Source organism: Mycobacterium sp. E2238, from assembly GCF_001672665.1.
In the GTDB taxonomy this organism is placed as follows: domain Bacteria; phylum Actinomycetota; class Actinomycetes; order Mycobacteriales; family Mycobacteriaceae; genus Mycobacterium.
In genome coordinates, this window is record NZ_LZKF01000038.1 from 1 (window position 1) to 12,772 (window position 12,772).

Consider the following 12,772-nt stretch of genomic DNA (forward strand, 5'->3'; position numbering starts at 1 on the left):
AGCACGAGCTGGCGGTGCAGCGTGCCCGCCGAGCGCAGGGCGACGTCGATTTCCGCGGTGTCGCGCCACACGCCCGGTGTACGAACGGTGTCGCCGCGCCCGATGTCCCGCCGGTCCACGCCCCGCAGGTTCAGCGCGACCCTGGACACCGGGCCCGCCGCGGCCTGATCCCGGCCCAGCGTTTGCAGCCCGCGCACGGTGACACGCCGCCCGGCGAGCTCCAGCTCGTCGCCCACCCGCACGGTGCCCGCCGCCAGGGTGCCGGTCACCACCGTGCCCGCGCCCCGGACGGTGAAGCTCCGGTCGACCCATAGCCGCACGTCGGCGTCTGGGTCCGGGGCCGGCAGCCGGTCGGTCAGTGCCAGCAGCTCCGCGCGCACCCGCTCGAGGTCGGTGCCGATCGCGACGGCGGCCCCCGCGAGCGAGGTGGCGGCGAACCGTTCTCGCGCCTGCTCGATCGCCGGGCCGGGGTCGGCGAGGTCGGCCTTGCTGATCACCAGCAGCCCGTGGCGGACACCGAGGGCGTCCAGCGCCGCGAGGTGTTCGTCGGACTGCGGCATCCAGCCCTCGGTCGCGGCGACCACGAACATCACGGCCGGGACCGGGCCCACCCCGGCGAGCATGTTGGCCACGAACCGTTCGTGGCCCGGCACGTCGACGAACGCCAGCCGGCGTCCGTTGAGCTCGGTCCACGCGAAGCCGAGATCGATGGTCAGGCCCCGGCGCCGCTCCTCGGCCAGCCGGTCCGGCCACATGCCGGTGAGCCGCTGCAGCAGGGTGGACTTGCCGTGGTCGACGTGCCCGGCGGTGGCTATGACGAACATGCGAGCACCGCCGCCGCCAGCCGCGCGTCGTCCTCGGGAGCGACCGTGCGCAGGTCGAGCAGGCACCGGCCCGCCTCGAGGCGGCCGACGACCGGCGGGCTGGCGGCGCGCAGCGCGGCGGCGTAGGACTCGGGCAGGCTCACCGCCGCGCTGGGCAGCCGGACGTCCGGCGCCCCACCGCCGCCGACGGCCGCGACGCAATCCACCGCCTCGGCGCCCGGCAGCGTGGCCGCGAGCGCCTCGGCGCGCGACCGCAGTTGCGCCACGTCGGCGACCAGCGCCTCGGCCACCGGGGTTGGCGGGCCGGTCAGGGTCGCCTCCAGAGCGGCGAGGGTGAGTTTGTCCACCCGCAGCGCGCGCGCCGCCGGGTGCCGGCGCAGCCGCTCGATCAGCTCGGCGGCGCCCAGCAGGAGGCCGGCCTGCGGGCCGCCGAGCAGCTTGTCGCCGCTCGCGGTGACCAGGTCGGCGCCATCGCGCAGGGTCGACGTGGCGTCGGGCTCGTCGGGCAGCAGCGGGTGCGGGCAGAGCAGGCCGGAGCCGATGTCGACCACCAGGGGCGCACCGAGTTTCGCCAACTCCGCCACGCCGACCGCCGAGGTGAACCCGGTGACGTGGAAGTTGGACGGATGGACCTTCAGGATGAAACCGGTCTGCGGCCCGATCGCCTCGGCGTAATCGCGCAGGCCGGTGCGGTTGGTGGTACCGACCTCGCGCAGCCGGGATCCGGCGGAGGCCAACAGCTCGGGGATGCGGAACCCGTCCCCGATCTCGACGAGCTCGCCGCGGCTGAGCACGATCTCCTTGCCCGGGGCGAGCGTCAGGGCCGTCAACAGCAGCGCGGCGGCGTTGTTGTTGACCACATGCACGGCGTCGGCGGTGGGCACCGCCCGGGCCAGCGCGGCCAGCGCCCCGCGGCCCCGGCGGCCGCGGCGGCCCGTCGCCAGGTCCAGCTCGACGTCCGTGGTCCCGGCCGCGGCGACCACCGCGTCGACGGCGGCCCGCGACAGCGGCGCCCGGCCCAGGTTGGTGTGCACCACCACGCCGGTGGCGTTGATGACCGGCCGCAGGCTCGACGCGGTGCTGGGCAGCGCGGCGACGGCGTGCTCGGCGACGCGCTCGGGTTCGATCTCCCCGGCGCGCGCCCGCTGCTGCGCGTCGGCGATCACGGACTTCACCAGATCGCGGCCCAGCACCCGCTGGGCCTCGACCAGGCGCGGATCGGCGAGCAGCGTGTCGGTACGCGGCACCCGCCGGCGCGGGTCGGTCATGTCGGGCTCGAAGAAGTATGGCGGAGGCGGACGGGAATCGAACCCGCCAGCGGCAGCGTCTGCCGTTCGACGGTTTTGAAGACCGCGCCGGTCACCAGACCGGACACGCCTCCTCGAACCATAGGGATAAGTATGGACGCGTGACGTATCGACTGACTCAGTACGCCCACGGTGGCGGGTGTGCGTGCAAGATCCCGCCCGGTGAGCTCGAGGATGTGGTCCGCGGGTTGGGGGCGAGCGCGCCGCGCGACCCGGCCGGCGAGTTGCTGGTCGGCCTGGACCACGGCGACGACGCGGCGGCGGTGCTTATCGAGGGGGGCGCGGCGCTGATCGCGACGACCGACTTCTTCACGCCCGTGGTGGACGACGCCTACGACTGGGGCCGCATCGCGGCCACCAACGCGCTGTCCGACGTCTACGCGATGGGCGGACGTCCGGTGGTGGCGGTGAACCTGCTGGGCTGGCCGCGTGACGTGCTGCCGTTCGAGCTGGCGGCCGAGACGCTGCGGGGCGGGCTGGACGTCTGCGGCCTGGCCGGCTGCCACCTCGCCGGCGGGCACAGCGTCGACGACCCGGAGCCGAAATACGGGCTGGCCGTCACCGGCCTGGCGGACCCGAACCGGTTGCTGCGCAACGATTCCGGTAGGCCCGGCACTCCGCTGTCACTGACCAAGCCGCTCGGCGTCGGGGTGCTCAACAGCAGGCACAAGGCGACCGGCGAGCGCTTCGAACAGGCGATCCGGGTGATGACAACGCTGAATGCCGACGCGGCCGCGGCGGCCCTGGCCGCCGGCATCGAATGCGCTACGGACGTAACGGGTTTCGGGCTGCTCGGGCACCTGCACAAGCTGGCGCGGGCCAGCGGCGTGACGGCGATGATCGACGCCGCGGCGGTGCCCTATCTGGACGGCGCGCGGGAGGCGCTGGCGGCCGGTTACGTCAGCGGCGGTACCCGGCGCAACCTCGACTGGGTCGCCCCGCACGCCGACCTGTCCGCGGTGAGCGCGGAGGAGGCGCTGCTGCTCGCGGACGCGCAGACCTCGGGCGGGCTGTTGATCGCGGGCGAGATCCCGGGCGCGCCGGTGATCGGGGAGCTGGTGCCCCGCGGCGAGCACACGATCGTGGTGCGCTGAGCGAGTGCGGTTTCGCCGGCGCGCACTAGGGTAAAGGCCATGGCTATGCGGAAGCTTTTCTTGGAATGGCCCGTCCTGCGCCAGCTGCGTTCAGGCGACAAGCTCGGCCGCGGGTCGGCCGTCACCTCGAAGCGGACGCGCGCCGTCACGCCCCGCACGACGACGGCCGACCGGGTGGTGCAGAGCATCTGTCCCTACTGTGCGGTCGGTTGCGGCCAGCGGGTCTACGTCAAGGACGAGCGGGTGGTCCAGATCGAGGGCGACCCGGACTCGCCGATTTCGCGGGGCCGCCTGTGCCCCAAGGGCGCCGCCAGCGAACAGCTGGTGAACTCGCCGGGCCGGCAGCTGCAGGTGCTCTATCGTCCGCCGCGGGCGACCGAATGGCAGCCCCTCGAGCTGGACACCGCGATCGACATGATCGCCGACCGGTTCGTCGAATCCCGCCGCCACACCTGGCAGGACATCGACAAGAAGGGCAACCTGCTGCGCCGCACCATGGGCATCGCCGCGCTCGGCGGGGCGACCCTGGACAACGAAGAGAACTACCTCATCAAAAAGCTCTTCACCGCCGCGGGTGCCATTCAGATCGAGAACCAAGCCCGGATTTGACACTCCGCCACGGTTCCCGGTCTGGGAGCCTCCTTCGGGCGCGGCGGCGCCACCCAAACACTGCAGGACATGGCCAACGCCGATTGCATTGTCATCCAGGGCTCGAACATGGCCGAGTGCCACCCGGTCGGGTTCCAGTGGGTCGAGGAGGCCCGCGCCCGCGGCGCTCGGGTGATCCACGTCGACCCGCGCTTCACCCGCACCTCGGCGGTGTCCGACAAGCACATCCCGATCCGGGCCGGTTCGGACGTGGTGCTGCTTGGCGCGCTGATCAACCACATCCTGAGCAACGATCTGTGGTTCTCCGAGTATGTGGTCGCCTACACCAACGCCGCCACTTTGATCAACGAAAAGTTCAGGGACACCGAGGATCTGAACGGCTTGTTCTCGGGGTTCGACCCGGAGACCGGGCAGTACGACACGTCGACGTGGGCGTACGACGAAGAGGGGAACGGCCAGATCGAGTCCGCCGGCGGCGGCCACACGCACGGCGCCACCGCCGCGCAGAGCGGGGCGGGGCAGGAGCACGGCAGCGGCGGGCCCCCGCTCGCCCATGCCCGCGTCAAACGCGATGAGACCCTGCAGCACCCGCGCACGGTGTTCCAGATCCTCAAGCGCCACTACAGCCGCTACACCCCGGAGATGGTGAAAGACGTGTGCGGCATCAGCCGCGAGGACTTCGACTACCTGGCCCGCTCCATCGTCGAGAACTCGGGCCGCGAGCGCACCACTTGCTTCGCCTACGCCGTCGGATGGACGCAGCACACCCTGGGCGCCCAATTCATCCGCACCGCAACCATTTTGCAGCTCCTGCTGGGCAACGTCGGCCGTCCGGGCAGCGGCATCATGGCGCTGCGCGGCCACGCCACCATCCAGGGCTCGACCGACATCCCGACGCTGTTCAACCTGCTGCCCGGCTACCTGGCGATGCCCAAGGCGGGCACGCACGACACCCTGGCGGACTATCTCGACGCGGTGGGGTCGAAGAAGCAGAAGGGCTTCTGGGCCAACTCCGACGCCTATGCGATCAGCCTGCTCAAGGCGTGGTGGGGTGAGGCGGCCACCGAGGACAACGACTGGGCCTACGACTACCTGCCGCGGCTGTCCGGCCCGCACGGCACGTACCAGACCGTCATGGGCATGCTGGCCGACGAGGTCGAGGGCTACTTCCTGCTGGGGCAGAACCCGGCGGTCGGGTCAGCGCACGGCCGGATGCAGCGCATGGGCATGTCCCACCTCAAATGGCTGGTGGTGCGCGACCTCAACCTGATCGAGTCCGCCACCTGGTGGAAGGACGGGCCCGAAATCGCTTCGGGCGAACTCAAAACGGAGGACATCGAGACCGAGGTGTTCTTCTTGCCCGCCGCCACGCACGTGGAGAAGGCGGGATCGTTCACCCAGACCCAGCGCCTGGTGCAGTGGCGGCACAAGGCCGTCGAGCCGCCGGGCCAGTGCCAGAGCGAGTTGCAGTTCTTCTTCGAACTCGGCAAGCGGATCAGGCAGCGGTTGGCCGGGTCGACCGATGAGCGCGACCGTCCGCTGCTGGACCTGACGTGGGACTACCCGACCGACGAGCACGGCGAGCCCGACGGCGAAGCCGTGCTGGCCGAAATCAACGGGTATCACACCGCGGACCGCGCCCCGCTGTCCTCCTACACCGAGCTGCGCGCCGACGGGTCGACCGCCGCCGGTTGCTGGATCTACACCGGCGTGTACGCGAACGCCACCAACCAGGCCGCACGGCGCGTCCCGCACGGCGGTGAGTCGCCGAGCCAGCACGAGTGGGGCTGGGCCTGGCCGGCCGACCGGAGGATTCTCTACAACCGCGCGTCGGCCGACCCGGACGGCAACCCGTGGAGCGAACGCAAGCGGTACGTGTGGTGGGACGCCGAACAGCAACGGTGGGTCGGCTACGACGTGCCCGACTTCGTCGCCGACCGGGCGCCGGGGAGCCGGCCCGACCCGGACGTCGGCGGTCCCGACGCGCTCGCCGGCGACGACCCCTTCGTCATGCAGGCCGACGGCAAGGGCTGGCTGTTCGCGCCGAAGGGTCTCGTCGACGGCCCGTTGCCCACGCACTACGAACCACAGGAATCCCCGGTCGCCAACGCGCTCTATCCGCAGCAGCGAAACCCCGGCCGAATCACCTTCCCGCGCAAGGACAATCTGAGCGCGCCGAGCGCCGGGGAGCCCGGGGCCGACGTGTACCCGTACGTGTTCACCACCTACCGGCTCACCGAGCATCACACCGCCGGGGGGATGAGCCGCTGGCTGCCCTACCTGTCGGAGCTGCAACCGGAGATGTTCTGCGAGGTGTCCCCGGAGTTGGCCGCCGAACGGGGACTCGAGCCGTACGGGTGGGCCACCATCGTATCGCCGCGCGCGGCGATCGAAGCCCGGGTGCTGGTCACCAAACGTGTTGCCCCGCTTGTGATCAACGGCCACACGGTGCACCAGATCGGCCTGCCGTACCACTGGGGTGTGGGCAGCGACGCGGTGGTCAGCGGGGACGCGGCCAACGACCTGCTCGGCGTGACACTCGACCCCAACGTGCAGATCCAGGAGTCGAAGGCCGGCTCGTGCGACATCCGCCCGGGCCGCCGGCCCCACGGCGAGGACCTGCTGCGCCTTATCGCCGAGTATCAGTCCCGCTCCGGGGCCACCACCGAAACCGGCAACGTGCGGATCAGCGACGGCGTCTGGGAAGGGGGAACAGATGGGTCAGCTGAGCGGACCGACCGACCCGACGAGTGACGCCGGCTGGGTCGAACCCAAGCCGCGCAAGGGATTCTTCACCGACACCTCGATCTGCATCGGCTGCAAGGCCTGCGAGGTCGCGTGCAAGGAATGGAACCGCAACCCCCGCGACGGCGACCTGGAGCTGCTGGGTTCGTCCTATGACAACACCGGCGCGCTGGGTGCCAGCACCTGGCGGCACGTGGCGTTCATCGAGCAAGGGCGTGATCGCATCGAGCAGGCACGCGAATCCGGGCGCGCCCTAACCGATTTGGGCATGCCGGCGCTCCCTGGCAACCCGCCGCGCCCGGACGTCACGCCGCCGGACACCCCCGAATTCCGTTGGCTGATGTCGTCGGACGTGTGCAAGCACTGCACGCACGCAGGCTGTCTGGACGTCTGCCCGACGGGCGCGTTGTTCCGCACCGAGTTCGGCACCGTCGTCGTGCAGGACGACGTCTGCAACGGGTGCGGAACCTGCGTGGCCGGGTGCCCGTTCGGCGTGGTGGAGCGTCGCAGCGACGGCACGTACACGACACCGGCGCAGCGACCCGGCCGCCCCGCCGAAACGCCGGCCACCGGCGTCGCCCAGAAATGCACGCTGTGCTACGACCGCCTGGTCGAGGACCAGATCCCGGCGTGTGCCCAGACCTGCCCGACCACGTCGATCAAGTTCGGCGACCACGACGACCTGGTGGTCACGGCCCGGGACCGGGTCGCCGCGCTGCACGCCCAGGGGTTGACGGAGGCCCGCCTCTACGGCGCCAACGAACGCGACGGCGTGGGCGGCACCGGGTCGATCTTCCTGCTGCTCGACGAGCCGGAGGTCTACGGCCTGCCGCCCGACCCGCGCGTGTGCACGGCCGACCTGCCCCAGATGTTCAAACGAGCGAGCCTGGCCGCGGCGGGGATGTTCGCCGCCGCGGCGCTGGCCTTCTGGAAGGGTCGGTGAAAACCCCATGAGCACTTCGGAATACGACAGCCTGCGTCCGCCGGAGCCGACGGGGGGCAAGCGCCGCAGGGGCAAACGGGCGGGCCGCCGGGGCGGGGGCGACGGTGCGCGCGAGATGCCGATGGTCCCGGACGTCGAGTTCAGCTCGTACTACGGGCGCCCGGTGGTCAAGCCCGCGCCCTGGGGACACGAGGTTGCGGCGTATTTGTTCCTGGGTGGCGTCGCGGGCGGGTCCGGCCTGCTGGCGGCGGGTGCGCAGCTCACCGGGCGAGACACCTTGCGCCGCAACGCCAGGCTGTCCGCGTTGGTCGCGGTGATGGTGGGGGCGGTCGCCCTGGTCAAGGACCTGGGCCGGCCCGAGCGTTTCGTGAACATGCTGCGCACGGTCAAGCTCACCTCACCGATGAGCATCGGCTCGTGGATCCTCAGCTTGTTCAGCGCCGGCATCGGGGTGGCCGCGGCGTCCGAGGTCGACCGGATGACCGGTGAGCGAATTCCGTTGGGGCCGTTGCGCCCCGTCCTGCGCGCCGTGGAGGGGCCGGCCGGCTTGGAAGCCGCGGTCTTCGCACCGCCGCTTGCGGTCTACACGGCGGTGCTGCTCACCGACACCGCCACCCCAACGTGGAACGCCGCGTACCGAGACCTGCCGTTCGTGTTCGTCAGCTCGGCGAGCCTGGCCGCATCGGGGTTGGCGATGATCACCACCCCGGTCGCCGAGGCCGGGCCCGCCCGCAGGCTGGCCGTCATCGGCGCGGTCGCCGACCTGATCTCCGCCAGGTTCACCGAGTACCGGATGGACCCGGTGACCAGGGAACCGCTACACGAAGGTCGTCCCGGCCGGCTGCTGGCCTGGAGCGAACGGCTGGCCGCCGCGGGAGGTCTGGGCGCACTGCTCGGCGGACGGCATCGCGGCGTGGCCGCCCTGTCCGGCCTGGCCCTGCTGGCGGCGTCGGCGATGCTGCGGTTCGGCTTCTTCGAGGCGGGGCTGGAGTCGGCCCGCGACCCCCGCTACACGATCGAACCGCAGAAGCGCCGGCTGGCGGCGCGCCGGGCCGCCGGGACCGCCGGCGACTCGATCACCACCGCGGGCTGAGCGCGCCGCGGTTTGCGCGAGGCGGACCGGGGTAAGTATAGGAACATGACGAATTTTGGCTACACTCTGATGACCGAGCAGAGTGGACCCAAAGACCTTGTACGGCAGGCTGTTTCAGCTGAAGAGCGGGGTTTCGACTTTGAGGTGTGCAGCGACCACTTCTCGCCCTGGCTGACCACCCAGGGGCATGCGCCCAACGCCTGGACCGTACTGGGCGCGGTGGCGCACGCCACCGAACGGGTCGACCTCTACACCTACGTGACGTGCCCGACGATGCGCTATCACCCGGCGGTCGTCGCTCAGCAGGCCGCGACTGTGCAGATCCTGTCCGACGGCCGGTTCACCCTGGGCCTGGGCACCGGCGAGAACCTCAACGAGCATGTGATCGGCAAGGGCTGGCCGACCGTCGAACGTCGCCAGGACATGCTGCGCGAAGCCATCAAGATCATCCGCGAGTTGTTCGGTGGCCAGCTGGTGAACTTCACCGGCGACTACTTCCAGGTGGACTCCGCGCGCCTGTGGGACGTGCCCGAGGTTCCGGTCGGCATCGCGGTGGCAATGGGCGGCGGCAAGGCCATCGACAAATTCGGCCGGCTGGCCGACCACTTCGTCGCGGTGGAGCCGGACGGGGAACTCGTCGACGCCTGGCACGCCGCGCGCCAGGCCGCCAACCTGGCCGGTGGCGGACGCGTGGTCGGCCAGATCCCGGTGTGCTGGGACCCCGACCGCGAGACCGCGATCAAACGCGCCCACGAGCAGTTCCGCTGGTTCGCCGGCGGCTGGAAGGTCAACGCGGACCTGCCGACGCCGGCCGGGTTCGCCGGCGCGACCCAATTCGTCCGGCCCGAAGATGTCGCCGACTCCATCCCCTGTGGCCCCGACCTGGACGCGATCGTCGAGGCCGTCCGGCCCTATTGGGAGGCGGGGTTCACCGATGTGGCGCTCGTCCAGGTCGGTGGCCAGTCGCAGGACCTCTTCCTGTCCGAAGCCGCCGAGCCTTTGCTTGCGGCACTGCGTGACGCGGCGGGTTAATCCCACGTTTGGGTGGTATCTACCCGGGTATCCGGCTTCAATCGTGCGCACCCGGTGGGTACGGGTGATGCGGCGCGCGAACACCGGTTGGCGGCGCCGGCCACCCGAAGATCCGCAAAGCGGCTGTCTGGCAGCAACTTTGCCCTGATTCATATTCGCCGCAAGGCAAGGAGAGTTGACGATGGGCGATCGATCCGCCACCACCACCTCCGTTCTGGTCAAGACACTCAGCGGCGCCAGTTTCGGGCTGGGCCTGAGCGAGCTGATCGCACCCGGAAAAGTTGCTGCTCTTGCGGGGGTTGACGACACCCCGCGGTCACGAAGGGTCATCCGCGCGCTGGGCGCGCGCGAATGCGGCCACGGCGCCGCGCTGCTGGGCGGCCCCGACAAGCTGGTGTGGACCCGGGTGGCAGGCGACGTCCTTGATATGGGCCTGCTGTTGGCCGGGGTGGCCGCCCGCGCTCCCGGACGGCGGCGGCAGGGCACCATTTCGAGCGTCGTGCTCGCCGGCATCGGCGGGCTGGACCTCTACACGGCACTGCGCACGGTCAACCGCGGCGGCCGGCACGTGAACGGCGCCCGGCACCGCATGCTGCGCGCGGCGGTCACCGTGCGGCGCCCGCCCGAAGAGGTGTACCGCTTCTGGCGCGACCTGGAAAACCTGCCCAGCTTCATGAACCACCTGCAATCGGTCACCCCCGGCGCCGACGGACAGTCGCACTGGGTCGCCAACGCCCCGGCCGGACAGTCGGTGCAGTGGGACGCGCAGATCACCGAGGACGACACCAACAGGCGCATCGCGTGGCAGTCGCTGCCCGGCTCGGTCATCGAGAACGGCGGCAGCGTCGAGTTCACGCCCACCGCCACCGGCGACGGCACCGAAGTCCGCGTCAGGATCGGCTATCACATCCCCGGCGGCCTGTTCGGGAAGGCCGCGGCGAGCCTGTTCGGCGAGTCCCCCGAACAGCAAGTGAACGACGACCTCCGCCGTTTCAAGCAGATTCTCGAAACCGGCCAGGTGCTGCGTTCGGACGGATCCCCCGAGGGGACCGCTTCGGCCCGGCAGCTGCACCAGCAGCCCGCTCAACCCAATGAAGGAGCAAGCCTGTGAAAGCCACCGTCTGGGCGGGCCGCAACAGCGTCCAGGTGGAGTCCGTTCCGGACCCCAAGATCCTCAACGATCGCGACGCCATCGTGCGCATCACCTCGACGGCGATCTGCGGTTCCGATCTGCACCTCTACGACGGCTACATCCCCACCGTGAAGCACGGCGACGTGCTCGGGCACGAATTCATGGGCGAGGTGGTCGAAGTCGGCAAGGCGGTCAACAACCTGGCCATCGGTGACCGGGTGGTGGTGCCGTTCCCGATCGCGTGTGGCGCATGCTCCGCCTGCCGCCGCGACCTGTACTCCCTGTGCGAGAACTCCAATCCGAACGCCGGCATCGCGGAGAAATTCATGGGCCACTCGCCGGCGGGACTGTTCGGTTACTCGCACATGCTCGGCGGCTTCGCCGGAGGCCAGGCCGAATACGCGCGGGTGCCGTTCGCCGATGTGGGCCCGCTGAAGATCGAAGACGACCTGACCGACGAGCAGGTTCTGTTCCTGTCCGACATCCTCCCGACCGGGTACATGGGTGCGGAGATGTGCAACATCACCCCCGGCGACGTGGTCGCGGTGTGGGGTGCGGGCCCGGTCGGCCTGTTCGCGATCATGAGCGCGTATCTGCTCGGCGCGTCGAAAGTCATTGCCGTCGACCGTGTTCCGTATCGACTCGAACTGGCGAAGCAGATCGGCGCCACGCCGGTCAACTTCGAAGAAACCTCGGTCCTCGAGGAGCTTCGGGACATAACCGCCGGCCGGGGGCCCGACCACTGCATCGACGCCGCCGGCATGGAAGCGCGCAGCGGGTCCGCCCCGGTGGACGCCTATGACCGCGTCAAACAGGCTGCCCGCCTGGAAACCGAACGGCCGCACGCCCTTCGGGAAGCGGCGATGAGTTGCCGCAACGGCGGCACCCTTTCGATCGTCGGGGTGTACGGCGGCCTGATGGACAAGTTCCCGATCGGGGCGGTCATGAACCGATCGCTGACCATCAAGACCGGTCAGTGTCACGTGCATCGCTATATGCGCCCGCTGCTGGACCGGATTCGCATCGGCGACATCGATCCGACCATTGTCGTCAGCCACCACCTGAGCCTCGACCAGGCTCCCCACGGCTACGAAATCTTCAAGAACAAGGAAGACCGCTGCACCAAAGTCATCCTCAATCCGACGTAATCGAAAGGGAGCAGGGGAATAGCCATGGCAAATGAATTGGAAGGCAAGAAAGTCGCGATTCTCGCCGCGGACGGTGTGGAGAAGGTGGAGCTCGAGCAACCTCGTGCGGCGCTCGAAGACGCCGGTGCACAAGTCGAGCTGCTTTCGTTGAAGACCGGAGAAATCCAGGCTCGCAATCACGACCTCGAACCGGCCGGAACCTTCAAAGTCGACCGCGCGGTATCGGACGCGTCGGTCGCCGAATTCGACGGCCTGGTGCTGCCGGGCGGCACCGTGAATCCGGACAAGCTGCGGATGGACGGCACCGCAGTCTCCTTCGTGCGCGACTTCGTCGGCTCCGGAAAGCCGGTTGCGGCGATCTGCCACGGCCCCTGGACGCTGCTGGAAGCCGGTGTGGCAGAGGGCCGCACGCTGACGTCTTATCCGTCCATCCGCACCGATCTGCGCAACGCCGGCGCAAAGGTGGTGGACGAGGAGGTCGTCGTCGACGGCAATTTGATCTCCAGTCGCTCACCGAAGGACCTTCCGGCGTTTTGCGCGACCATTGTCAAGCAATTCGCCCATGCGCCTGCGAGTTAGCCGAGAAATGCCTTTGCGCACTCCGTTTGAACCCACCGGTTTGCGGGCATTACACAGGCCAAGCAGTGATCGCCGCGGCGATCTGTCGAAAGGCCAAAGTTGACCACAACATATCCAGGACCCGCTGTCTCGGCTGCTTCGAACGTATATCAGCCCCAGGATGATTCCCGATTGCTGGTAAACGTGATGCGAGACAGCGCGCTCATTCCGGGCCGGCGCGTACTCGATCTGTGTACGGGCAGCGGATTCGTGGCGATCGCCGCCGC

At 69.8% G+C, this 12,772-nt stretch carries 10 protein-coding genes, 1 tRNA gene and 1 pseudogene; 9 read left to right on the top strand and 3 right to left on the bottom strand.

Translation table 11 applies throughout. The features are described 5' to 3' along the window. The 3 genes from A5711_RS03050 to A5711_RS03060 all read right to left on the bottom strand — a co-directional run. The coding region (locus A5711_RS03050) for a GTP-binding protein (protein WP_197520732.1) at positions 1 to 824 on the bottom strand (824 nt) is incomplete at its 3' end. Further along, complete coding sequence (gene selA, locus A5711_RS03055) at positions 812 to 2,092, bottom strand: L-seryl-tRNA(Sec) selenium transferase (RefSeq protein WP_067943962.1); 1,281 nt, start codon at positions 2,090 to 2,092, stop codon at positions 812 to 814. The genes A5711_RS03050 and selA, both read right to left, overlap by 13 nt. 18 nt (positions 2,093 to 2,110) lie before the next feature. Next, positions 2,111 to 2,205, bottom strand: a tRNA-Sec gene (locus tag A5711_RS03060). A gap of 27 nt (positions 2,206 to 2,232) precedes the next feature. Between A5711_RS03060 and selD the strand changes: the two genes are divergently transcribed. From selD to A5711_RS25935, 9 genes and pseudogenes are all read left to right on the top strand, one after another. Continuing rightward, positions 2,233 to 3,225: a selenide, water dikinase SelD gene (selD, locus tag A5711_RS03065; RefSeq protein ID WP_067943944.1), complete on the top strand. Its 993-nt coding sequence runs from the start codon at positions 2,233 to 2,235 to the stop codon at positions 3,223 to 3,225. A 39-nt stretch (positions 3,226 to 3,264) separates the two neighbouring features. Continuing rightward, a complete protein-coding gene (gene fdh, locus A5711_RS03075) occupies positions 3,265 to 6,588 on the top strand; it encodes a formate dehydrogenase (protein WP_231987408.1) in 3,324 nt (1,107 codons plus the stop codon). After that, the gene (locus A5711_RS03080) at positions 6,551 to 7,522 is read left to right on the top strand and encodes a 4Fe-4S dicluster domain-containing protein (RefSeq protein ID WP_067943964.1); all 972 of its coding nucleotides are present in this window, start codon (positions 6,551 to 6,553) and stop codon (positions 7,520 to 7,522) included. The genes fdh and A5711_RS03080 overlap by 38 nt, the downstream gene beginning before the upstream one ends. A gap of 7 nt (positions 7,523 to 7,529) precedes the next feature. Beyond that, the gene (gene nrfD, locus A5711_RS03085; RefSeq protein ID WP_067943951.1) at positions 7,530 to 8,615 is read left to right on the top strand and encodes an NrfD/PsrC family molybdoenzyme membrane anchor subunit; all 1,086 of its coding nucleotides are present in this window, start codon (positions 7,530 to 7,532) and stop codon (positions 8,613 to 8,615) included. Positions 8,616 to 8,660: 45 nt separating this feature from the next. Further along, positions 8,661 to 9,647: an LLM class F420-dependent oxidoreductase gene (locus A5711_RS03090; RefSeq protein WP_067943953.1), complete on the top strand. Its 987-nt coding sequence runs from the start codon at positions 8,661 to 8,663 to the stop codon at positions 9,645 to 9,647. A 181-nt stretch (positions 9,648 to 9,828) separates the two neighbouring features. Next, complete coding sequence (locus A5711_RS03095) at positions 9,829 to 10,758, top strand: SRPBCC family protein (RefSeq protein WP_067943955.1); 930 nt, start codon at positions 9,829 to 9,831, stop codon at positions 10,756 to 10,758. Beyond that, positions 10,755 to 11,927 carry a zinc-dependent alcohol dehydrogenase gene (locus A5711_RS03100; RefSeq protein ID WP_067943957.1) on the top strand — a complete coding sequence of 391 codons (1,173 nt, stop codon included), beginning with the start codon at positions 10,755 to 10,757 and terminating at the stop codon, positions 11,925 to 11,927. Before A5711_RS03095 ends, A5711_RS03100 begins: the two co-directional genes overlap by 4 nt. Before the next feature lie 24 nt (positions 11,928 to 11,951). Beyond that, positions 11,952 to 12,506, top strand: coding sequence for a type 1 glutamine amidotransferase domain-containing protein (locus tag A5711_RS03105; RefSeq protein WP_067943960.1), 555 nt, complete (start codon positions 11,952 to 11,954; stop codon positions 12,504 to 12,506). A 99-nt stretch (positions 12,507 to 12,605) separates the two neighbouring features. Continuing rightward, positions 12,606 to 12,772, top strand: a pseudogene (locus A5711_RS25935) (methylase); the annotation flags it as partial.